The organism is Acinetobacter schindleri CIP 107287, assembly GCF_000368625.1.
Lineage (GTDB): Bacteria > Pseudomonadota > Gammaproteobacteria > Pseudomonadales > Moraxellaceae > Acinetobacter > Acinetobacter schindleri.
In genome coordinates, this window is sequence record NZ_KB849577.1 from 1 (window position 1) to 22156 (window position 22156).

Consider the following 22156-nt stretch of genomic DNA (forward strand, 5'->3'; position numbering starts at 1 on the left):
TATCAAATAAAACCTAACTCAACCAATCTTAACTAAGTTACTGTTTTATCAGAAGTTTTAATCTTCATCACCGCCGATGGATGTGCATTCTACAGCATTTCAGAGGGCTTGCAACACCTTTTTTAAAACATTTGAAACGTGTGTTTATTTTATAAACCACAATATTTATAAATATCTGTTTTATATATAAAAAATATTTAAATAAAAATGTTCATTATTTTATTTGGAAATGATTAAAATGCTTAAATACATAATTTTTATAAGTTTTATTAAATTACAAAAGCAAAAAGCAGGACTTCTGCCCTGCTTTTTGTACTTAATCTAATCAAATTAGAACTTCATACTGATTCGTGCCCAGTAATTACGTCCAATATTATTAAATTGTTCATCAGTTGGTAAGCCTGTACCAGATGCACCCATTTTATTTAAGTGTTCGGTATATGTACGATCCAATACATTATCGATGCCAACTGATAGATCAACACCCTCGGATAAATTATAAGTACCGTTTAAAGACAATGTACCGAAACCTGCACTCTTCTTGTTGTCGTAGCCAACAATATTACCCTCACGTTCGCTAATACGACTTTGACCATCAACAATGCGCCAGTAAGCACCCAAGGTATAACGATCTTGGATATAACGAAGATTAACGCGCCCCTCTAAAGGTGCAATTTGTGGCAACGGCGTATTATTGGTCGTGTTTTCACCCCAAGCATACATTGCGCTCACATCGGCTTGAATGGCGTCAGTAAATTGATAACCAATACCTGCTTCTGCACCGGCAATGACAGCATCAACATTTTTAGAATCAGCTGCATTGATCCCATGTCCTGTTTTTTTGTCAGCATCATAATTAATTAAAATATAATCCTGAATTAGACCTGTATATGCAGACACCCAAGAGTTCAATGCACCATGATGATGTTGATAACCGAGATCAAGCTGTAAAGTTTTTTCATTTTTTAAGTCCTTAAAGGTCGATGGTGCTTGCCCGTTGAGGTCTGTTTTGAATAATTCCCAATAATCAGGTACACGTTCTACATAACCTAATCCTATATACGTTTTGCCGTCATCATGGTCAGGATGGGTATTTTCAAAACGAATAAAAGCACTCGGTAAGGTTTCTGTACGCTCAAGGCTACGTTTAACAGCATCAATGCTAACCTGATCGATACGCAGACCACTAACTAACTTATTATCTCCACCCAAGTCATAGCTCAACTCACCAAAACCACCAATCGACTGAAACTCCATATCTGTCGTAACAGGTGAGTTCATCATTGGCATAGTCGAATGATACATCCCCCCGGCATGTTTATTAAGTTGTGAATCCACCCCTGTTATAAGCTGGATGTTTTCCCATTCATTTGTTACCGCTAAGCGCCCATTTAAAGTACGGCGTGTAACCGTCATTGCTTTATCGGGTTCAGCAACATCACGTAAACTAAAATTATCCATCACGTGGTCATTAAAATTGTAGTTGACCTGTGCTTCAATTTTTTTGATTACATCTGTCACATTTTTCTTTTCTACACGTAGACCTAAGCTTTCACGGGCAAACTGTGAACCATCCATCATACGACCAGCATACACTGCTTCACCATCGGCCTTACCACCGGTCAGTTCTACCCAGGTGTTTTCATCGGGTGTCCAGCCTAAAGCCAGATCAGCATTCCAGCGTTCCCAGTCTGATGGCACAGTATTGCCATTACCATCCTGATAGCTGTTGGCTACCGAGCGGTTGGTATTGAGACGAATATATTTCTGCTCATCACCTGCTGCAACTTCGACATTATGATCAAGACGCCCGAAGGAACCCATCAAAATACTGGCCTGACCACGATAGTGATGATCTCCATCAAACTGTTCCGGGCTACGTTCAAAAATCACGGTAGCTGCTGAGCCGGTATTGGCATACTGAACCGTTTGTGGTCCTTTAATCACCGAAATACGGTCATAGCTTTCTGGCGAAATATAAGAGGTTGGTGAATCCATCCGGCTTGGGCAGGCACCTAGATTTTCTGTGCCATCGGTCAAGATTTTAATACGCGAACCGAACATACCGCGGAAAGTGACATCACCATTGGTACCAGCCCCACTATTAACCGAGCTAAAGCCCACAATACTTTGCAGATAATCAGCACCATCACTGGCAGGAATGGGTTGAATCGGCTGTTTCGGATCTGCACGCACAATCAGACCATTAGCATCATTACCTGTAGCAGAAGTCACCACAATTGGAGCCATGGTCTGTACTGGCATGGTTTCATTTGCCAGCACCATTGAAGAATAACAAGCAACACAAATCGCAGCCACAAGTGGCTGTAAAGAAAATTTAGGCTGAGCCATTTCTATCTCACTGAATACATAAATTGAACACGGCCTAAGTCAATTAAGACCCAGGCAAAAACAACGTGGATTTATGCAAACAGTGGTGGTGCCCTGCCCTGTGGTAGCAGAAAGAGTTGTTGCAGAACAAACCAGACATGACTGAATGCTTGTTTAAATGCAATCAGTCGAACCTGGATTCGATCCAGTACTTCTTTTAGATCCAGTTCAGGTGGCAGAACCAGATTGCCGTAGACGGTACAGTACTGACATTGATGATTGGCATCATGATGGTCATGGGCACCTTCTACAGACGCAGTCTGAATACTGTGGTCAGCATGATGAGAATGAGCAGCGTGATGCTCATGTGATAAAGGCAACAAAAGTGCACGCGTAATGGTTTCACAGACCGGAGCAACCTGATATTGCTTCGGCAGCAAAGGCTGCAGGAATACAGCGATCTGTAAAAATACGGCTGCCAGAGAAAGTAGCAACCCGCCACGTGTCACCATAGGAGAAGGGCAAATAAAAATTTGTCACCGTTAATTATAGCAAAGCCCAGTAAAAACTGGGCAATAATCAATGCATGAATACGACAAAATACTTAGCGTTTCACTGCAACTTTGGCTTTATCACGCTGACGTGCTGCCTTTTCAATTTTTTCACGGGCACGCTGGCGCTTCAAAGGTGATAAATAATCCACGAAAAGTTTACCATTTAAGTGGTCCATTTCATGCTGGATACACACAGCCAACAGGCCATCTGCCTCAACCTCAAATGCTTGACCTTCAAGATTAATTGCTTGAATTTTTACACGTGACGGACGCTCAACTTTATCGTATATTTGAGGTACTGATAGACAGCCCTCTTCGTATGGCTGTGTTTCTTCAGTCAATGGTGTAATTTTGGGGTTAATGAACACCATGGGTTGATCTTTATATTCAGACAGGTCCATCACAATCAGCTGAATATGACGATCGACTTGTGTCGCGGCTAAACCGATGCCGGGCGCTTCATACATGGTTTCAAACATATCTGCAGCGAGCTGACGAATTTCATCAGTAACCTCTTCGACTGGTTGTGCAATGGTACGAAGACGGGGATCCGGGAAACTTAAAATAGGTAATAAGGCCATACTGCGTCCTCAATTATGCCATTGATCAAAAAACCAAATGAAGGAATGCTTCATTAAAAAATTGTGTGTAAGATCGTTATTATAACGCAACTTACATACATAATTTTAGGAATTATGATAATGAAAAAGGTTTTGAAGGGCATGCCATCTTTTAGTGCCTTGGGGATTAAAAATCAAATGCTCGCACTTGCAGTTTGTGTGGGTGTTGGTATGGGGACAATTTCAACTACACATGCAGCACCAGCTCGTAATGTCAATCCACCAAGCCTGAAAGCATCAGCACCGAATGTCTATGTGGTAAAAAAAGGTGACACATTATGGGATATTTCCAAGCGTTTTCTTAAAAATCCGGTACGCTGGCCAGAAATCTGGGCAGGTAATAAGCATGTGAAAAATCCACACTGGATTTTTCCAGGTGACCGTCTGCTGATGTGCGATTACCAGGGCCGACCAATCATTGGTAAAGATGAAGGTGATGGCTGTACCGGTATCATCAATCGCTACCTTGGCACGAATAAGTTACAGCCTCAGGTACGTATTGAATCGCTCAACAATACCATTCCTGTTATTCCTTTAGCCCATATCCAGCAATGGCTAGAGCGCTATACAATTATGGCAGCAGACTCTATTGAAGGCACTCCTTATATTCTGGGTACGGCTGATCAACGTGTACTGGCCGGTAAAGGTCAGAAAGTTTATGCACGTGGGAATGGCCTGGAAGTAGGTCAACGTTATGCGGTATACCGCGAAGCTGAACCTTATATACTGACTGATGCCAATGGTAAAAAATACACCGCTGCCCTAGAACTGCAACAGGTTGCTTCTGGTATCGCAGTCCGCGGTGAAGGTGATATCACCACACTGGAACTGACCGATAGCTATAATGCTGAAGTCCGTCGTGGTGACCGGGTACTACCAGAATATGATCCAATGCTGCCTACCCTGTTCTATCCAGTAAATGCGGAAAACAACATTTCAGGTGGTCAGATCATTCGTGTATTGGGTTCAATTGGTACAGCTGCGCGTCATAGTGTTGTCACCATTGACCGCGGCATAGCACATGGTGTTCAGTCTGGTCATGTGTTTAGTGTGAATCAGCAAGGTGAAGTCGTGACTGATCCAAAAACCAAAGAACGTGTACAGCTCCCGGGCGAACGTATTGGTAATGTCATGGTCTTCAAAACGTTTGATCAGTTCAGCTATGCCTATGTTCTAGACAGTGAATTGCCAATCAAAGTGGGCGCTACCATTCAGCCACCGCTGCTGGACGAATAATTTACAAGAACTTTAAGATGATGCTGTGATTCAGCATCATCTTAACCTCATTACTCATTATAAGAATAAGAAGACGCAAGATAGGTCTCAATATGTTGAATTCGTTATCTACGACTCAACTGGACAACATTCGCTTATGGTATGTAGTCCAGCATTCCCTCACCAGTTTCTATCGCTTATCTGAATATTATGAAAATCTTGCTGATGCTGTTCAGCCGGATCAAGTCGAGACCTGGCTAAAACTAGGCGTTCATAAAAATCATATCCAGCGGCTTCAGGATTTCAATTGCAAAGATTCCCAGCGCGAGTTTCAGTTTTGTCTGGAGCAGATCCAGAAAACTTGCGACTTTATTTTATTACATAATGAAGCGGATTATCCGCAGCAACTGAGTCACTACACCGATAAACCGCCGATTTTATTTGGTCAGGGCAAGGCCGACAGTTTATTACAGGCACAAGTGGCAATTGTGGGCAGCCGCAAACCGAGCAATCACGGCCGTCAGATGGCTTATGATTTTGCGTATTACTTAAGTGAACAAGGTTTTTATATCAATAGTGGACTGGCACAAGGCATTGATGAAGCGGCACATCGGGCAGCGCTGCAGCAGCATCGTACTATTGCAGTGATGGGCACGGGTCTGGATCAAACCTATCCGGCGACAAATCAGCCATTAAAAGAACAGATCATTGCCCAAGGCGGCACGGTGATTACAGAATTTTTGCCCGGTACTCCACCTCTGCAACATCATTTTCCACGGCGTAACCGTATTGTCAGTGGACTGAGTCTGGGTGTTATTGTGGCTGAAGCTGCACTGAAAAGTGGCTCACTCATCACTGCTAAACTGGCTGCCGAACAAGGAAAAACCGTGTTTGCGATTCCTGGACATATCTACAGTGAAAACCACAAAGGCTGTCACCAGCTCATCCGCGAAGGTGCAATTCTGATTGATCATCCACACCAGGTGGTTGAAGATCTGGCATTAGCCACCCAATGGCAGGCAGCTGAACAAATTTATAAAGCAGAAAATAGTGAAACCGAATTGATCGAGATTCCAGCACACCTGATTCCGCTCTACAACCAGCTCGACTGGATTGGACAAGGCCTAGATCAGATTAGCATTCAACTCAGCCAGGATGTTTCCACAATCACAGCACAGTTGATGGAACTGGAATTACTCGGTTTCAGTACACAGCAAGCCGGTATGTTTCTACGTTGTCGTACAGGCAAATAAGGTTCACAATAGCCCTTTGTTGTTTTTAAAAGGTATATACATGATCACCACCTCTGTTGCCGAAGCAGCGACATTCCTGAAACAAGGACAAGTCTTGGCATACCCTACAGAGGCTGTCTGGGGTTTGGGCTGTGACCCTCACAACGAACAGGCATTTCACCAGATTCTGCAACTGAAACAGCGTCCAATTGAAAAAGGTGTGATTCTTCTTGCTGGACATATTTCCCAAGTAGAACATTTACTAGAAGCACTGACACCAGAAATCCGCGAACGTATTATTGCTTCATGGACCAACCGCAGCGTATCCGAACGTGCCACCACCTGGCTATTACCTGCCAGTGAAGATATTCCGGCCTGGATTAAAGGCAATCATCCTAAAGTTGCGGTACGTGTCACCACCCACCCTTTATGCATGGCTTTATGTCAGGCTTTTGGGGGCTATATCGTTTCGACCAGTGCCAATCCGGCAGGTCTAAATCCAGCACTTTCACTTCAGGATGCAAAACAGTACTTTAAAGAATCTGAGAGCCTGAACTACTTAAATGGCGATTTAGGACTGAGTCAGGAACCCAGCAAAATTATTGATGCTGTGACAGGTGAAGTGATCCGCGCTTAAGCGCGGATTTATTTTTTGGCTTTTTCAAATCCGACTAAAGTTTTAAGGTAAAAAAAAGCTCAGCCATATAGGGATGGCTGAGCATAAAAAAGGATGTGCAGAACACATCCAGAGGGTCTTAAAATCTCTGGAAGCTTGATAATTCAGGAAAATTTCTGAAGCATCAATCTCGATGGGCGTATTATGTGAGAAAGTATGCCTAACAACAAATACAATAAAAGTTATTATTAATATATTTTATATATTATTATTTTAGAATATTTGATCAAAATTCAAAATATCCCGCTATTTTTTCTCCAGTTTTAAACCGAAGTCCAATTTAAACCATTTATTTTTACATTTAATTTTTATAGATTTACCGGCTATTTCAATTAAATGAACATAATTGTTTGATTATTTTTCAATCAAAATATCATTTTATAAAATAGAACTCTTATTTATGCCCTCTGCTTGGGTGTGTATTGTGCGAGGAAAATACCCACCAGAATCACCAGACCACCTATGGTGTGATAAACCGTCCAGGACTCGCCTAGCCAAACATAGGCGATCAGCGCAGTAAACACAGGCATCAGGTTCATAAAAATACTGCTACGATTTGGCCCAAGCACCTGCACCGCCATCATCCATAGAAATGGCGCAGCAATCGATGGAAAAATCCCGGCATAAATAATACTTCCAGCATTATTGATATTGATGGCATCTAAACCTGTCCATAGAATCATCGGGATGTGCAGCAAAACACCAAAACAGATCTGAATATACAGACTCTGGATTAAGGGAATCTGTATCTGCCATTTTTTCAGGAAAATTCCATAGCAGGCATAGAAAAATACCGCGATCAGCATCAGTACATCACCGATATAGGTATTACCAAAATTCAGCAAATTCCCCCACTGTCCCTGTGCCATGACATATATCAGACCACAGATCGACAAGAGACTGCCAATTACTGCTGTCACCGCAGGACGAATATGCAGAACAAAGATGCCGACAATGATGGTAAAGACCGGAATGAAGGCATTGATCAGGCCCATATTGGTCGCAGTAGTATAATGTGCCGAGGTATAAGCCAGACCTTGATACAACACCATTCCCAAGGCACTAAGTAAAGCCAGTTTACCCAGATAAGGTCGAATACTGCACCAGGAACGCATCACCTGCGGTAAAACAAACGGCGTCAGGATTAGTAAAGCCAGAATCCAGCGATAAAAACTGATACTTACTGGTGAAATGTAGTCAGCCACATAGCGATTCACGGTCATGTTCAATGACCAGATCAGTACTGCTGCCAATGGCAGTAAAAATGCCCACCACACTACCTTGTGTTGCTGTGTCATATACTCATCCATAAAGTGTAGGGTTCAGCATTGTCTGAAAGTCCAAGCCAGCAGCTTTCAATTCAACGCCGTTATTGTGTAGCGCAAGCATAATTGATTTTTCACATTAAATTAATGCATGGATTTAAATTTACCCGACTGCCCTACATGTTTTTACTTGTACTCAGCCAGAATACCCGTTACAACATTCGACAGGATAAACACATCAAAAACAGGATTTCATATGAGTACTTCAGTCTACGACATTCCAGTATTAAGCATTCAGGGTGCAGAATTCACTCTCAACCAGTATCAGGGTAAAGTTTTGCTCATCGTCAATGTGGCATCTAAATGTGGCCTGACTCCACAATATGAAGGCTTGCAAAAGCTGTATAACGAGAAAAAAGCCGAAGGTCTAGAGATTCTAGGTTTCCCATCAAATGATTTCCTGGCACAGGAGCCAGGCAGCGAGAAGGAAATCCAGGAATTCTGTTCAGTAAATTATCAGGTCGATTTCCCGCTATTTGCCAAGATCCCGGTTGTTGGAGAAGCTAAACATCCTTTATATGCTGCTTTAACCCAAGCGATTCCTGAACGTACCGGTGAAGGCCCATGGTGGAAAGATCTGGTTGATTACGGCCTGACTCCAAACCAGCCACCTGAAGTGCTATGGAATTTTGAAAAATTCCTGGTCAATAAAAATGGAGAAGTAGTGGCTCGTTTTGCACCGGATATTACCGCAGATGATCCACGTATCATCAATGCAATTAATGCCGAATTGGCTAAGTAATTTGCAATAGTAATATAAGCATCTCCCACAGCTAGAGATGCTTATATTTTTTAATTAAAAAAAGATATGTATATTAATAAAATCATTCAATTTACTTCTTCTATTTTCCTTCTAGATTTTAATATTTACACTACACTCTCTTCAATTTCAAACACCTCTGCCAGCCTATCATGAGCTCATACACAAACACACCGCCATAATGAAAGGTAAAGTATGAAAACGCTGGTTAAAGCAATTGTTTTATCGATCTCAACTGCACTGGTTGCTATTCCTGCCATGGCTGCGCCTCAGGATCACCATCAATATAGCAAGTCGCATGCTCAACAACAGCATCATGCTCCTCAGCACCATCAACAAAACAAACACCCAGCTCAACAGCATAAACAGGGTTATAAAAAAGTTGATCCATCACGTGATTGGCGAGTAGGTCAAAAAGTTCCGAGCCAATACCAAAGCAAAATCTATAAAGTGGATCACAGCAAATATAAACGACTCAACAAGCCAGGTAGAAATCAGCAATGGATTAAAGTGAATGGCGACTATATTCTGATGAATAGCGTTAACGATAAGGTCATTAAAATTATCGCAGCTTAAACCCTGCTCTCCTCGGTGAAAAAAGAGCGCTTTGGGGCTCTTTTTATACTTAAATATCTATAGCGAGGCCTTTTTTGTTATTCATTTGCAACTCTCCGTATTTTCTACAAATTTCATCCCTATATTAATGCCTGTAAGCAGTAAATAATGAGCACCCCAATGAAATTTAAGCAAATTCTCCAAAATAGCGTACTACCTTTTGCCCTTTTTGCAGGTGCATTGAGTTTGCTGGGATGTGATCAGGTTTCTGCCCCTGCTTCATATACTGAAAAACCGGACCAACAGGATGTAGCAGAAGAACAGACAGCAGTATCAGAAAATACTGAAGTGCAGCAATCTTCTGCAGACCTTAAAAGTGGCAATATGTTCTACATCATACGTGATGTGGCCGATTTGCAGTTAAAGGCTGGTGATTACGTGACTCAGCTGAAGCAAACCCAGACTGAACTGGAAACTGCAGTCAGTGAAAAAGATACTTCTCAATTGCAGAGCGCCGCAATGCAATTGCAACAGCAATTAAAAGGCTTTAACCAGACTTTAAGTGGCTTAAACTTGAAAAGTCAGGAAGTTGATCAGGTACGTAGCAACCTGATGAATGCCAACCAGCAAGCATTGGCATCTCCTTTCCTGAATGGCCAGATGGATTTCAGCCAAGTGGATTTCCAGAAGCTGGAAAAACAGATGGGAAATATCCAGTCTGAAATGATCAAGCTGGCCGCAATGATGATTCCTGAGAAACAATCCCAGGCAGCGGAACAGGAAAGTTGATCTCAGTTTTATAGATGACCTAGGCTCCCTGATAAACCAGTCACCAGACTGGTTTATTACTATTAAATATAGATTAATAGAAGAAGCGGTTTAGTAAGCCGCTTCTTTACTGGAAGGATAAGGCAGAAAAGTCATTATTCTTTAGGACTTTTCACGACGACTAAACGTTTTTGGGTGAATTCTCTGAAACCGTCAATCGATAATTCATGCCCATAACCAGAGTTTTTGATACCACCAAATGGCAGCTCTGGTGCGGTATCGGTAAACCAGTTAATCCAGATCATGCCGGTTTCAACTCGTGAAGCCAGTTTTTTGGCACGCTCGATATCTTGAGAATGAATCACACCGCCCAAACCATAGTGCGAATCGTTGGCAATCGAAACAATTTCATCTTCATCCTTCGCGACATAAATCTGGGCAACCGGCCCAAAGAATTCTTCATACCAGGCCGGATTATCACGGCTGATATTTTCCAGAATTGTCGGCTCATAAAAGTTACCTGCATGCTCAATGGGTTTACCACCTGTCAGCACAGTAGCACCATGCGCTACCGCCTTATCAACCTGTTTGGTCAGTTTTTCCAGAGCGTCAGCTGATGATAAGGGTGCCAGTGTCGTTTCAGGGTCGAGTGGGTCACCAATTTTCAGTTCCTGAAAAGCTTTCAGCATACCTGCTTTAAATTCATCAGCGATTTTTTCATGCAAAATAAAACGTTTGGCCGCAGTGCAGACTTGGCCTGAGTTATTTACCCGGGCCTGACAGCCAATTTTAATGGCTTTTTCCAGATCAGCATCATCTAGCACAATAAAGACATCATTACCACCAAGTTCCAAGGTGGATTTTTTAATGTATTTACCGGCCTGTTCTGCTACGGCACTTCCGGCACCTTCTGAACCCGTCAAGGCTACACCCTGTACACGCGGATCAGCAATAATCTCTTGAACCTGATCAGAACTGATAAACAGGTTAATCCAGACACCTCTTGGTGCACCTGCTTCCAGCACCAGCTTTTCAAAGGCTTCAGCACATTGCGGCACAATACCAGCATGTTTGGCTAGGACCGGATTGCCAATTGCGCAGTTTGGGGCAAAGACACGCATCAATTGATAGAACGGAAAGTTCCATGGTTCAACGGCCATCACAATACCTAGAGGATGATGCTCTACCCATGCTTCGCCGAGTTCCGTTTCATAAGACACCGGAGCTAGAAACTCTTTGGCATGATCAGCAAAGTATTCGGCAATTTTGGCGCAAGATTCGATTTCGCCTTCACTCTGTTTAATCAGTTTACCCATATCCAGCGTCATGAGCTTAGCCAGTTCGGTTTTTTGTTCACGTAATTTTTGCGCGACCTTCCTCAGCACTTCAATACGGTGATCAATCTGTTGGGGCCAGTCTGACTTGAGAATTTGTTCTGCCTGATCCAGCGCATTTTGTATATGCTCATCTGTATGTGGCGGATATTCTTTCAATTTTTGATTGGTAAATGGGTTAATAGATTGATATGCCATGACTTTCCCTTTTTCAATTATAAGTTTTGCTTGTTTTCGACCTCTTTAAATCAATTCAAACAAGCTTGCATCTGGGGTAGTCACTTAACTTAGCATTGATTTTTTTATGTTCAGGGAATGTTTACAGATTGGTTCAAAACATTACCGAGAAAGGGTAAAAGTTATATCGAGTGGTACAAAAGGAAATTTGAGCAACTTCTAAAAGTTAAGAGTTATCAAGTTTGAATGAAAATTTTTATGACATATTTAAGGTAAAGATTCTAGGAAATAGAAAATTTTTAATTAAATCTAGAATATGACTATTTTTTTAATACGAAAAAAACCATAATAAAAACAATGATTTTAAAAGAATATATAAATGAGTATCAAATTTTATAGAAGTACACCTAATGAAAAATTTATCCCTCACAAGGACGATGAGGCTGATCAACAAGCTAATGACTTAAGTGATCTTAAAATAAAACTTAAAACAGCACTTCAAATGCCTAATATTATGGTACTTGCAGGTAGTGGTACTTCTTTAGGTTCACCTATAAATGGTCCATCGATGTGGAATTTATGGGAGCGATGCACCAAAGATGACATGCATGAACTAAGTAATAAAGCTTTTAGCGAGAGTAAGTATGATACTTATGTAGTTGAAGAAAAATATAAAAATATTGAAGAATGTCTTTCCCATTGTGAATCTTTTATTCAAATCACAAAAGAAGACGACTGCATATCAACAAGAGAATTTGTCCTAAGTTGTAAAAAAAAGATTTTAGAAGCCTGCCAATTTATTACGAATGAACAAGAACAATTGACTAAACATCGTGAATTTATTAGGAAATTGTCCCGAAGAAAATCAAAAGACCCTCGTATTAAGTTATTTACAACAAACTACGATACATGTTTTGAAACAGCTGCTAGTAAATTAGGGATTACTGTTATAGATGGTTTTTCTTTTTCATTTCCTCGTATATATGATCCGAAGTTCTTTGATCTAGATATCATCAAAAGAAGTCCGACAATAAACTTAAACAATCCTCAATATCTTGAAGGCGTGTTTCAGCTATACAAGTTGCATGGATCTGTTAATTGGAAAAGAGAAAATGGCTACCCAGTCCAACAGGTTGATAAGGTAGAAGCTGAACAAAGTTGTATGATTTTTCCAGCTAAAGGTAAATACCAGCAATCATATGTACAGCCACACCTAGAACTAATCTCTAGATTTAACCATGCGCTACGAGAGCCTAATACGTGTTTAATTATTGTTGGATTTGGCTTTAACGACGATCATCTATCTGAACCTATCCTTTCTGCCATTTATTCAAATCCACATCTTAAAGTTATTATTTGCACACCAACTCTAAAAAATGACTTTCTAAAAGATGCCAACTCCACTTCACCGTATTGGGAGAGATTAAAACATGTTGCAGACACTCGAAAAAATGATGAAATAATCTTTATAAATAGTGATTTTGGAAAACTATCAGAAATTATTCCTGATTTAACAGCATTATCACCTGCTGAAAATCTTTACGAGAATCTCCAAAAAGCATTTGGAGGTCATCATGTTTAATGGAATTTTACAACCTGAACTGATGTTTGGAAAAGTAAATTCAATTAATGCTAGCAGTATTCAATTCAAATACATCAATGACAATCATGAACCTACATATTTTGGTGGAAATCGTTATGGCAAAGGTGAAGTTGGTGAATTTGTTATTATTGAAAGCCAAGTCAACTTAGTTTTAGGACGTATCATAGAAATAAAGAAAGATGATTTAGCGAAGTCAAATTTGGATATCGTAGGCCGTGTACAACTTCTTGGAACAATCCAAATGGATGATCTAAGAGTATCAGCAGGTGTGGATTACTATCCAAGTATAAATGATTTAATTTATTCAGCACCGCATGAATTTATTGCAAAAATTCCTCAGAAAATGCAAAAAGGAGATCCAAATATAAATTTACATATTGGATCAATTTTAAATGACAGTTGTGGAATTTCTATAACACCGGAAAAACTATTTGGACGTCATTTAGGTATTTTAGGTGCAACGGGCGGAGGAAAAAGCTATACGACAGCTCGAATCTTAGAAGAATGTTTAAGATTTAACTCCAAAATCATCTTATTAGACCCAACTGGTGAATATAGTAAATTTGAGGATAATTCAGTAACTAATGTTCACTTAGGTAGTCCAACTAATCCTGCCGAAAGCTCTACTGCCATAAAAATACCACCTGATTGCTTTGAAGAAAGTGATTTTATAGCTTTGTTCGAACCAGCAGGAAAATCCCAAGGTCCAAAGTTTAGAGAAGCTATTAGAAGTCTAAGGCTCGTTAAGCTTCTTGAACAGAATTCTCTGCATTCTGAAATGATTCAAAATGGAGTTTTCATAAAAATTGGACAACCTGAAGAAAATTATAAGATTGCCATAAGATCAATTCGCGATCGGTACTTGTTAGAAATACCCCATACCCCTTTTGACCCCACAAAATTATGTGCACAAATCAAAGAAGAGTATGTAACCTTAAGAGGTACAAATTATATAGCAGACGATTTCAATTTTAATCACTGCTTATCATTACTAACTCGAATTAACGGTCTAATTAATTCACATACTTTTAGATTTGTTTTCGAACAAAACCAAAATTCATCTCTTTTAGATGAATTGAATATTTTCTATAGCGACTCTAGTAAAAAACTTTTACGAATAGATATGAGTGCAATTGGTTTCGAATTTAAGGCTCGAGAAGTTATTTCTAATGTCATTGGTCGATTACTATTAAATAAAGCACGAGAATTATCTTTTATAGAGAAACCACTAGTTATTTTCCTAGATGAAGCACATAACTTCATAGGAAAAACAATTGGTAATGAAGATACCTTAGCAAAACTTGATGCTTTTGAGCTTATTGCAAAAGAAGGTCGAAAATTTGGTTTAAATATCTGCTTAGCAACTCAAAGACCTCGAGATATTACGGAAGGTGTTCTTAGCCAACTTGGAACTTTAATTGTTCATCGTCTCACAAACGATCGAGATCGTGAGATTGTAGAAAGAGCATGTGGTGAAATTGATAAAGCAGCTTCTGACTTCCTTCCAAGCTTACAACCTGGCGAAGCTGTCATCATTGGCAATGACTTCCCTATTCCACTAACTATAAATATTAAGAAACCCACAATTAAACCAAATTCAAAAGGTGCAAACTTTCAAGAAAATTGGGCATAAAAAACCACCCTTTCGGGTGGTTTCTTCAATCTCAAACCAGCAATTACATTGCGCGGTTTTTGATTTTTCGGATCGTTTCCAGCTGAGCAGCAGTTTCTGCAAGAGCAGCCAAAGCAGCAGCAGCGTCCAAATCGCCCTTTTGATTTGCTAGCAATTGTTCAGCGTGTTTACGCGCTTCAATAATTGCCGCTTCATCCAAGTTTTCTGCACGGACTGCTGTATCAGCAAGAACCGTAACAACATGCGGTTGAACTTCTAGAACACCACCAGATACATAGATTAATTCTTCTGTACCGTTTTCCAAAATAACGCGGATCGCGCCAGGTTGGAGCAAAGTTACCAGCGGAGCGTGACCAGGCATAATACCTAACTCGCCGCCAGCACCTTTAGCAATTAGCATAGTTACAGTGCCTGAGTACAAAGACTCTTGAACACTTACAACGTCACATTGCATAGTCGCCATGAGAATCTCCTAAATTAGGGAACTAATTAAAGTTTCTCAGCTTTAGCAATCACTTCGTCAATACCACCAACCATATAGAACGCTTGTTCTGGGATGTGATCGTATTCACCAGCTAGAAGACCTTTAAAGCCACGAATCGTTTCTTTAAGCGGTACAAGTTTACCAGGAGCACCAGTAAACACTTCAGCTACGTGGAACGGTTGAGAGAAGAAACGTTGGATCTTACGTGCGCGATACACGATAAGTTTGTCTTCTTCTGACAATTCGTCCATACCAAGAATTGCGATAATGTCTTTCAATTCTTTATAACGTTGAAGAACGTTTTGAACTGAACGAGCAATTTCGTAGTGTTCTTGGCCAACTACAAGTGGATCTAACTGACGTGAAGTAGAGTCAAGTGGATCGATCGCAGGGTAAATACCTTGAGAAGCGATGTCACGGCTCAATACAACAGTTGCGTCCAAGTGAGCGAACGTAGTTGCAGGCGATGGATCTGTTAAGTCATCGGCAGGTACGTATACCGCTTGGATTGACGTAATAGAACCAGACTTAGTCGATGTAATACGTTCTTGAAGAACACCCATCTCTTCTGCAAGTGTTGGTTGGTAACCTACTGCAGATGGCATACGACCTAGAAGTGCTGATACTTCAGTACCCGCTAGTGTATAACGATAGATGTTGTCAACGAACAATAGTACGTCACGGCCTTTACCGTTTTCGTCTTTTTGATCACGGAAGTACTCAGCCATAGTCAGACCAGTCAACGCTACACGTAGACGGTTACCTGGTGGCTCGTTCATCTGACCGTAGACCATTGCTACTTTGTCTAGAACGTTAGAGTCTTTCATCTCGTGATAGAAGTCGTTACCTTCACGAGTACGCTCACCAACACCAGCGAACACAGATAAACCTGAGTGCGCTTTCGCGATGTTGTTGATCAACTCCATCATGTTTACAGTTTTACCAACACCGGCACCACCGAACAGACCAACTTTACCACCTTTCGCGAACGGGCATAGTAAGTCAATGACTTTAATACCAGTTTCTAGAAGGTCAGTAGAAGCCGCTTGTTCTGCATAAGAAGGCGCTTGACGGTGAATTGGTAAACGCTCTTCAGTTGCAACTGGACCAGCTTCGTCGATTGGGCGACCAAGAACGTCCATGATACGACCTAGAGTCGCTGTACCTACTGGTACAGAAATCGGAGCGTTAGTGTTAGTTACGTTCAAACCACGCTTAAGGCCTTCAGTAGAACCCATTGCAATAGTACGAACTACGCCATCACCAAGTTGTTGCTGAACTTCTAATGTAGTTTCAGTACCGTCAACTTGGAGAGCGTCATAGATCTTAGGAACGCTGTTACGTTCAAACTCGACGTCGATAACCGCGCCGATGATCTGAATGATACGACCGCTACTCATTGCTGTCTCCTCAATTCAAACTAATATATGTTAAACGGCAGCGGCACCACCAACGATCTCAGAAATTTCCTGAGTAATCGCGGCTTGACGCAGCTTGTTATAAATAAGTTGCAGGTTCTTGATCAAATCACCAGCGTTGTCTGTTGCAGCTTTCATTGCAACCATACGAGCAGACTGCTCACACGCGATGTTTTCGATCACACCTTGATACACCACAGACTCGATGTAACGAACCAACAAGCCATTTAAAAGCTCTTCAGCTTCAGGCTCGTAGATGTAGTCCCAACCGTATTGACGGTTAAGCGTCTTGTCTTCTTCAGCAGCTGCTAAAGGAACAAGCTGTTCGATCTTTTGGTTTTGAGTCATGGCGTTGACAAAGCCGTTAGATACTAGATAAATACGATCTAACTCGCCTTTATCGTAAGCGTCTAACATCACCTGTACAGAACCAGATAACTGTTCAAGACTTGGAGTGTCACCCACTTGAGTGGTCGCACCAAGTACTTTACCGCCGTAGTTTTTAAAAAACGAAACCGCTTTTTGACCAATCAAAGCAAATTGAACTTCAATTGACTGCTCTTGTTGCTGTTGAACGTGTTTTACCACTTTCTTGAACAAGTTAATGTTCAAACCACCAGCAAGTCCGCGATCTGATGACACGATGATATAGCCAACGCGCTTTACAGGACGTTCAACCATATAACGGTGTTTGTATTCAGGATTCGCTTGAACCAAGTGAGCAATTACACGGTGCATATTTTCGGCATACGGACGGCCTTGAGCCATGCGCTCTTGCGCACGACGCATCTTAGAAGCTGCTACCATCTGCATCGCGCGAGTAATTTTCTGCGTGCTTTTGATACTAGCTACTTTGGCGCGAATTTCTTTTAAATTTGCCATACGCTTAACCTAGTATTCGAAGGCCCTTTCGAGCCCTCGAAGGTTGATTCCGTGAACCAAACCAACACTAATTAGCAAGTTGCTATATTAGTAAGTTTGAGTCGCTTTGAACTTTTCAATACCCGCTTTGAATTCAGCTTCGATATCTTTGTCCCAAGCACCAGTCTCGTCAACTTTTTGCATAACTGCAGCATGTTCTGAACGGAAGTAAGCAATTAACGCAGCATCAAAGTCTACGATTTTCTTCACTTCTACGTCAGCCATATAGCCTTCGTTAGATGCATAAACTGATACAGCTTGGTCAGCGATTGAGTATGGAGCATATTGTTTTTGCTTCATAAGCTCAGTTACGCGTTGACCGTGTTCAAGCTGTTTACGAGTTGCTTCGTCAAGGTCAGAAGCGAACTGAGCAAACGCTGCCAATTCACGGTACTGTGCAAGTGCAGTACGGATACCACCAGACAATTTCTTGATGACTTTAGTCTGCGCAGAACCACCAACACGAGATACAGAGATACCCGCGTTCACAGCAGGACGAATACCCGCGTTGAACAATGATGTTTCAAGGAAGATCTGACCGTCAGTAATCGAAATTACGTTGGTTGGTACGAATGCAGATACGTCACCCGCTTGAGTTTCAATAATCGGCAATGCAGTTAATGAACCAGTTTGGCCTTTAACTTCACCGTTAGTGAATTTCTCAACGTAGTCAGCAGATACACGAGAAGCACGTTCAAGTAGACGTGAATGTAGATAGAACACGTCACCTGGGTAAGCTTCACGACCTGGTGGACGACGAAGAAGCAATGAAATTTGACGATATGCTACAGCTTGTTTAGACAAGTCATCATAGATGATCAGAGCATCTTCACCGCGGTCACGGAAGTATTCGCCCATTGTACAGCCTGAGTACGGAGCAAGGAAAAGCATTGCTGCTGGATCCGCTGCCGCTGCTGCTACAACAGTTGTATACGCCATAGCGCCAGTTTCTTCTAGCTTGCGCACAACGTTAGCGATAGTCGATTGTTTTTGACCAATTGCTACGTATACACATTTAATGCCAGAGTTTTTCTGAGCGATGATCGCATCGATCGCCATAGCTGTTTTACCAGTTTGACGGTCACCAATGATCAACTCACGTTGACCACGGCCTACAGGGATCATGGTATCTACTGATTTATAACCAGTTTGTACAGGTTGATCCACTGATTGACGCCAAATTACGCCTGGTGCTACTTTTTCAACAGCATCAGTTAATTTTGCATCAATTGGGCCTTTACCATCAATCGGGTTACCCAAAGCATCTACTACACGGCCTAAAAGTTCTGGACCAACCGGAACTTCTAATACACGACCTGTGCAACGCGCTTTTTGACCTTCTTGAAGGTTTAAGTAGTTACCTAAAACAACGACGCCCACTGAATCCTGTTCTAGGTTCAGTGCCATACCGTATAAGCCGCCGTCGAATTCGATCATTTCACCGTACATTGCATCAGCAAGGCCGTGAATACGCACAATACCGTCGGATACCATAACAATGGTACCTTCGTTTTTAGCGGTCGCGCTGGTGTCCAGATCGCCGATACGCTGTTTAATGAGCGCACTGATCTCGGATGGATTCAGTTGTTGCATTGCGCTATACCTCAATCTTTTTAAAGTTCAGTCTTCTTATTTCTTAAGCAAGAAGACGAGTACGCATTTTTTCAAGCTTATTAAGCGCAGAATCATCTATCACTTGGTCGCCTGCACGAATAACCACACCAGCAATAAGCTCTGGTTTAACATCTATAGAAACATTTACCGCCGCTTCGAATTTTTTCTCTAATGCGTGAGTAAGGAGTTGTTCCTGTACAGAAGTCAATGGGAATGCTGATTCAATCACAACATCCACAGTATTGTTATTCTGTGATTTGAGCTGTTCATATTCTGCAGCAATTTCAGGAAGCAAAGCCAAACGTGCGTTTTCAGCAAGCATTGTCAAAAAGTTTGACACTGCAGGCGTTTGGTCTTCGCCTAAAACTTTAGCAAAAAGTGTCACCTGCTCAGCAGGTGTCAACTCAGGGCGATTTAGATAAGCTGAAAATGCTTCGTCTTGCACCGCAGCACTGAGCAATTCAAGTGCAGTTGACCAAGAGTCAGCTGTACCTTGCTCAGAAGCGTAAGCAAATGCTGCTTTAGCGTAAGGGCGTGCCAACGTCAAGAGTTCAGCCATAATCCGCCTCTCTTAAAGTTTAGCAGCCAGCTGAGTCAGCATGGCATTGTGAGCTTCTGCGTCAACTTGCTGGCTAAGAATTTTCTCAGCGCCAGCAACTGCAAGAGCAGCCACTTGTTGACGTAATTCTTCGCGAGCAGAATTGATTTCAGTATCAACAGCTTCTTTAGCCTGTTGACGAATACGCTCACCTTCAGCTGACGCTTGAGTACGAGCTTCTTCTACCAATTGCGCTGCACGACGGTTCGCTTGTTCGATCAATTGAGCCGCTTGTGCTTTTGCCGCGTCCAGTTCAGCTTTCACTTGTGCTTGCGCATCTGCAAGGTCAGCCTTCGCTTTTTCAGCAGCATTTAAGCCATCAGCGATTTTACGCTGACGTTCACTAATCGCATTGATTAGTGGTGGCCATACAAACTTCATGCAGAATGCGACGAAAATCGCAAACGCAATCGCTTGGCCAAACAATGTGAGGTTGATATTCATTGCAAATTCCTCAAATAGTGAATTTCGGAATTAAGCTGATTAACCTACAAATGGATTAGCGAAGATGAAGAACAAGCCAATACCAACACCGATCATAGGCACAGCATCAAGAAGACCCGCGATTAAGAACATACGAGTTTGAAGTTGTGGAGCCAATTCTGGTTGACGAGCTACAGCTTCAAGGAAACGGCCGCCTAAAAGACCAAAACCAATCGCAGTACCTAAAGCACCGAAAGCGATCAAGATAGCAGATGCAATTGCAACTAGACCTAAAGTGAGTTCCATGATAATTCCTCAGAGGTTAGGTTTTATACCAAATTAAGTTAAAAAATTGTGCCCAACCATCCCGTGACAGTTAGGCAATACCATTAATGCTTTTCGCTTGCCATGCTCAAGTATACGATAGTCAGCATCATGAAAATGAATGCCTGTAGCGTAATAACAAGAATGTGGAAGATCGCCCAAGGCACAGATAACGCCCACTGGATCCAGAACGGTAATAACGCGATAAGAATGAAGATTAACTCACCCGCATACATGTTACCGAACAGTCGTAGAGCCAATGAAACTGGACGTGCAAGGAAGGTTACCAATTCAAGAATCAAGTTCACTGGAATGAGTAACGCTTTTGCAACTGGGTTACTTGGGTTAAATGGGTTAAGTGCAAGCTCACCAACGAAACCGCCAATGCCTTTCTCACGAATACTGTAAAACAAGATAAGCGCAAATACAGACAATGACATACCAAGGGTAATGTTAGGGTCAGTAGATGGAACGATCTTGAAGTAAACGTGGTGCGGATCAATACCAAGAAGGCTACCAATCACGTGTTGAGCGATATAAGGAATCCAGTCAACAGGGATCAAGTCCATCAAGTTCATGAGGAAAATCCACACGAAGATGGTTAGCGCTAGTGGAGCGATCAAACGCGATTTTCCATGGAAAGTATCGCGTACACTTGAGTCAACAAACTCGATAATCATTTCGATTGCAGACTGGAACTTGGTAGGAACACCAGAGTTTGCAGCTTTCGCTACGATCCAGAACATGAAACAGAAAAGAATACCAAGGCCGATTGACCAACCCATTGAATCCAAGTGAATAGCAGTGAACCCCATCTGTTGAGCTTCAGCACCATTCTCGGCCAATTTCCATGTACCGTCCGGCATTTTGCCATAGGTCATGTTGGTCAAGTGGTGCTTGATGTACTCGGTCGAAGTAAGGGCATGTTCTTCAGCAGCCATAAATCACACCTGGTCAATGTCAAAAACTAATGAAACTTACGAATATCGCGTGCTGCTTGATATCTCGCTTATTTCTGAAAAAACTTTTCAATTTTTGCTGCGCTTAAACTCGTCTTTGTAGACGTGACACCCAAAACGGAGCGACCCACGACATGGCTTGAACGAGTATAAAACCACAAAACAATGCAACCGGGGATAACGGCTTGACATTGCTTAAAATCAAAATGAATCCAACAATCACAATTGCAAACTTACCGAGCATGCCCCTATACATGTTCGATAGAACTTGTTTGGAAGCTCGCGCGCCCGCAGCACGAAACGACTGCCAGCTAAAGTAGCAGGTCGCCAGCCAACATACGAATGCACCCAAGGCTGCACTCAAGGCTGCGGTTGTGTCCTTCAGAACCCAACCTAACAACGCTGAAACGGGTATCATTACTGCTTGCAAGATGACTAAAGCTTTCGCTAATCGTCGGTCAATCAAGCGACTAGTTCGGCTCATTATTTATTCACTCACAGCAATCATGCTTGACAAGTTTAGCTGATGATTATTTTTAATCGCAGGCATTATAGAGTTACACCCCTTAACATGCAATCTTTTCCCGAGCTTAGCTTCGAAAAATTCGATGGTTCAATCGTTTCTAAACTAA

General features: G+C 41.8%; 22 protein-coding genes. 8 read left to right on the forward strand and 14 right to left on the reverse strand.

Translation table 11 applies throughout. The features are described 5' to 3' along the window. Positions 1–330 precede the first annotated feature (330 nt). The 3 genes from F955_RS12520 to def form a co-directional block, all read right to left on the reverse strand. Positions 331–2352: a TonB-dependent copper receptor gene (locus F955_RS12520; RefSeq protein ID WP_004895274.1), complete on the reverse strand. Its 2022-nt coding sequence runs from the start codon at positions 2350–2352 to the stop codon at positions 331–333. Between the two features lie 71 nt (positions 2353–2423). Continuing rightward, a complete protein-coding gene (locus F955_RS12525; protein ID WP_004895276.1) occupies positions 2424–2843 on the reverse strand; it encodes a DUF2946 family protein in 420 nt (139 codons plus the stop codon). A gap of 92 nt (positions 2844–2935) precedes the next feature. Beyond that, the gene (gene def / locus F955_RS12530) at positions 2936–3466 is read right to left on the reverse strand and encodes a peptide deformylase (protein ID WP_004895278.1); all 531 of its coding nucleotides are present in this window, start codon (positions 3464–3466) and stop codon (positions 2936–2938) included. A gap of 120 nt (positions 3467–3586) precedes the next feature. On the opposite strand from def, the gene F955_RS12535 reads away from it, so the two are divergent. From F955_RS12535 to F955_RS12545, 3 genes are all read left to right on the forward strand, one after another. Further along, positions 3587–4741, forward strand: coding sequence for a LysM peptidoglycan-binding domain-containing protein (locus tag F955_RS12535; protein ID WP_004895279.1), 1155 nt, complete (start codon positions 3587–3589; stop codon positions 4739–4741). 92 nt (positions 4742–4833) lie between these two features. Next, a complete protein-coding gene (gene dprA / locus F955_RS12540; protein WP_004895280.1) occupies positions 4834–5973 on the forward strand; it encodes a DNA-processing protein DprA in 1140 nt (379 codons plus the stop codon). 40 nt (positions 5974–6013) lie between these two features. Beyond that, positions 6014–6589: an L-threonylcarbamoyladenylate synthase type 1 TsaC gene (locus tag F955_RS12545; RefSeq protein ID WP_004895281.1), complete on the forward strand. Its 576-nt coding sequence runs from the start codon at positions 6014–6016 to the stop codon at positions 6587–6589. 437 nt (positions 6590–7026) lie between these two features. Here the strand turns inward: F955_RS12545 and F955_RS12550 are convergent, their stop codons facing one another. Then, positions 7027–7926 (reverse strand): DMT family transporter, encoded by a 900-nt coding sequence (locus F955_RS12550; protein ID WP_004895282.1) that lies wholly within the window; start codon positions 7924–7926, stop codon positions 7027–7029. 223 nt (positions 7927–8149) lie between these two features. Here F955_RS12550 and F955_RS12555 point away from each other — a divergent pair, with 223 nt between their 5' ends. The 3 genes from F955_RS12555 to F955_RS12565 all read left to right on the forward strand — a co-directional run bounded on the left by F955_RS12555 (position 8150) and on the right by F955_RS12565 (position 10057). Further along, positions 8150–8695, forward strand: a complete 546-nt coding sequence (locus F955_RS12555; RefSeq protein ID WP_004895284.1) for a glutathione peroxidase — start codon at positions 8150–8152, stop codon at positions 8693–8695. Positions 8696–8908: 213 nt separating this feature from the next. Then, positions 8909–9289 (forward strand): RcnB family protein, encoded by a 381-nt coding sequence (locus F955_RS12560; protein ID WP_004895285.1) that lies wholly within the window; start codon positions 8909–8911, stop codon positions 9287–9289. Positions 9290–9448: 159 nt separating this feature from the next. After that, positions 9449–10057: a hypothetical protein gene (locus F955_RS12565; protein ID WP_004895287.1), complete on the forward strand. Its 609-nt coding sequence runs from the start codon at positions 9449–9451 to the stop codon at positions 10055–10057. Positions 10058–10191: 134 nt separating this feature from the next. Here F955_RS12565 and F955_RS12570 read toward each other — a convergent pair whose 3' ends face one another. Beyond that, the gene (locus tag F955_RS12570; RefSeq protein ID WP_004895289.1) at positions 10192–11568 is read right to left on the reverse strand and encodes an NAD-dependent succinate-semialdehyde dehydrogenase; all 1377 of its coding nucleotides are present in this window, start codon (positions 11566–11568) and stop codon (positions 10192–10194) included. A 358-nt stretch (positions 11569–11926) separates the two neighbouring features. Between F955_RS12570 and F955_RS12575 the strand changes: the two genes are divergently transcribed. Both F955_RS12575 and F955_RS12580 read left to right on the forward strand, forming a co-directional pair. Beyond that, a complete protein-coding gene (locus F955_RS12575; RefSeq protein ID WP_004895292.1) occupies positions 11927–13129 on the forward strand; it encodes an SIR2 family protein in 1203 nt (400 codons plus the stop codon). Further along, positions 13122–14783 carry an ATP-binding protein gene (locus tag F955_RS12580; protein WP_004895293.1) on the forward strand — a complete coding sequence of 554 codons (1662 nt, stop codon included), beginning with the start codon at positions 13122–13124 and terminating at the stop codon, positions 14781–14783. The genes F955_RS12575 and F955_RS12580 overlap by 8 nt, the downstream gene beginning before the upstream one ends. A gap of 43 nt (positions 14784–14826) precedes the next feature. Here F955_RS12580 and F955_RS12585 read toward each other — a convergent pair whose 3' ends face one another. The 9 genes from F955_RS12585 to F955_RS12625 form a co-directional block, all read right to left on the reverse strand. Further along, complete coding sequence (locus F955_RS12585) at positions 14827–15246, reverse strand: F0F1 ATP synthase subunit epsilon (protein WP_004814254.1); 420 nt, start codon at positions 15244–15246, stop codon at positions 14827–14829. A 26-nt stretch (positions 15247–15272) separates the two neighbouring features. After that, positions 15273–16667: a F0F1 ATP synthase subunit beta gene (gene atpD, locus F955_RS12590; protein ID WP_004895294.1), complete on the reverse strand. Its 1395-nt coding sequence runs from the start codon at positions 16665–16667 to the stop codon at positions 15273–15275. A 30-nt stretch (positions 16668–16697) separates the two neighbouring features. Continuing rightward, positions 16698–17567 (reverse strand): F0F1 ATP synthase subunit gamma, encoded by an 870-nt coding sequence (gene atpG / locus F955_RS12595; RefSeq protein WP_004814251.1) that lies wholly within the window; start codon positions 17565–17567, stop codon positions 16698–16700. A gap of 87 nt (positions 17568–17654) precedes the next feature. Next, on the reverse strand, positions 17655–19199 hold the full coding sequence (atpA, locus tag F955_RS12600) for a F0F1 ATP synthase subunit alpha (RefSeq protein ID WP_004895295.1): 1545 nt from the start codon (positions 19197–19199) through the stop codon (positions 17655–17657). 43 nt (positions 19200–19242) lie between these two features. Further along, positions 19243–19779 (reverse strand): F0F1 ATP synthase subunit delta, encoded by a 537-nt coding sequence (locus tag F955_RS12605; RefSeq protein ID WP_004895298.1) that lies wholly within the window; start codon positions 19777–19779, stop codon positions 19243–19245. Positions 19780–19791: 12 nt separating this feature from the next. Beyond that, a complete protein-coding gene (locus F955_RS12610) occupies positions 19792–20262 on the reverse strand; it encodes a F0F1 ATP synthase subunit B (protein WP_004814248.1) in 471 nt (156 codons plus the stop codon). Positions 20263–20301: 39 nt separating this feature from the next. After that, the gene (gene atpE, locus F955_RS12615) at positions 20302–20547 is read right to left on the reverse strand and encodes a F0F1 ATP synthase subunit C (protein ID WP_000424060.1); all 246 of its coding nucleotides are present in this window, start codon (positions 20545–20547) and stop codon (positions 20302–20304) included. Positions 20548–20630: 83 nt separating this feature from the next. After that, a complete protein-coding gene (atpB, locus tag F955_RS12620; protein WP_004814247.1) occupies positions 20631–21506 on the reverse strand; it encodes a F0F1 ATP synthase subunit A in 876 nt (291 codons plus the stop codon). A 103-nt stretch (positions 21507–21609) separates the two neighbouring features. Continuing rightward, positions 21610–22008: an ATP synthase subunit I gene (locus tag F955_RS12625; protein WP_004814246.1), complete on the reverse strand. Its 399-nt coding sequence runs from the start codon at positions 22006–22008 to the stop codon at positions 21610–21612. Positions 22009–22156 lie beyond the last annotated feature (148 nt).

Coding starts and splice junctions, on each gene's coding strand:
- F955_RS12535 (WP_004895279.1), top strand. CDS start 3,587: ATGAAAAAGGTTTTGAAGGGCATGCCATCTTTTAGTGCCTTGGGGATT.
- F955_RS12525 (WP_004895276.1), bottom strand. CDS start 2,843: ATGGTGACACGTGGCGGGTTGCTACTTTCTCTGGCAGCCGTATTTTTA.
- F955_RS12625 (WP_004814246.1), bottom strand. CDS start 22,008: ATGAGCCGAACTAGTCGCTTGATTGACCGACGATTAGCGAAAGCTTTA.
- F955_RS12565 (WP_004895287.1), top strand. CDS start 9,449: ATGAAATTTAAGCAAATTCTCCAAAATAGCGTACTACCTTTTGCCCTT.
- F955_RS12575 (WP_004895292.1), top strand. CDS start 11,927: ATGAGTATCAAATTTTATAGAAGTACACCTAATGAAAAATTTATCCCT.
- F955_RS12570 (WP_004895289.1), bottom strand. CDS start 11,568: ATGGCATATCAATCTATTAACCCATTTACCAATCAAAAATTGAAAGAA.
- atpA (WP_004895295.1), bottom strand. CDS start 19,199: ATGCAACAACTGAATCCATCCGAGATCAGTGCGCTCATTAAACAGCGT.
- F955_RS12545 (WP_004895281.1), top strand. CDS start 6,014: ATGATCACCACCTCTGTTGCCGAAGCAGCGACATTCCTGAAACAAGGA.
- F955_RS12550 (WP_004895282.1), bottom strand. CDS start 7,926: ATGACACAGCAACACAAGGTAGTGTGGTGGGCATTTTTACTGCCATTG.
- dprA (WP_004895280.1), top strand. CDS start 4,834: ATGTTGAATTCGTTATCTACGACTCAACTGGACAACATTCGCTTATGG.
- F955_RS12560 (WP_004895285.1), top strand. CDS start 8,909: ATGAAAACGCTGGTTAAAGCAATTGTTTTATCGATCTCAACTGCACTG.
- F955_RS12555 (WP_004895284.1), top strand. CDS start 8,150: ATGAGTACTTCAGTCTACGACATTCCAGTATTAAGCATTCAGGGTGCA.
- F955_RS12580 (WP_004895293.1), top strand. CDS start 13,122: ATGTTTAATGGAATTTTACAACCTGAACTGATGTTTGGAAAAGTAAAT.
- F955_RS12610 (WP_004814248.1), bottom strand. CDS start 20,262: ATGAATATCAACCTCACATTGTTTGGCCAAGCGATTGCGTTTGCGATT.
- F955_RS12585 (WP_004814254.1), bottom strand. CDS start 15,246: ATGGCGACTATGCAATGTGACGTTGTAAGTGTTCAAGAGTCTTTGTAC.
- F955_RS12520 (WP_004895274.1), bottom strand. CDS start 2,352: ATGGCTCAGCCTAAATTTTCTTTACAGCCACTTGTGGCTGCGATTTGT.
- F955_RS12605 (WP_004895298.1), bottom strand. CDS start 19,779: ATGGCTGAACTCTTGACGTTGGCACGCCCTTACGCTAAAGCAGCATTT.
- def (WP_004895278.1), bottom strand. CDS start 3,466: ATGGCCTTATTACCTATTTTAAGTTTCCCGGATCCCCGTCTTCGTACC.
- atpE (WP_000424060.1), bottom strand. CDS start 20,547: ATGGAACTCACTTTAGGTCTAGTTGCAATTGCATCTGCTATCTTGATC.
- atpG (WP_004814251.1), bottom strand. CDS start 17,567: ATGGCAAATTTAAAAGAAATTCGCGCCAAAGTAGCTAGTATCAAAAGC.
- atpD (WP_004895294.1), bottom strand. CDS start 16,667: ATGAGTAGCGGTCGTATCATTCAGATCATCGGCGCGGTTATCGACGTC.
- atpB (WP_004814247.1), bottom strand. CDS start 21,506: ATGGCTGCTGAAGAACATGCCCTTACTTCGACCGAGTACATCAAGCAC.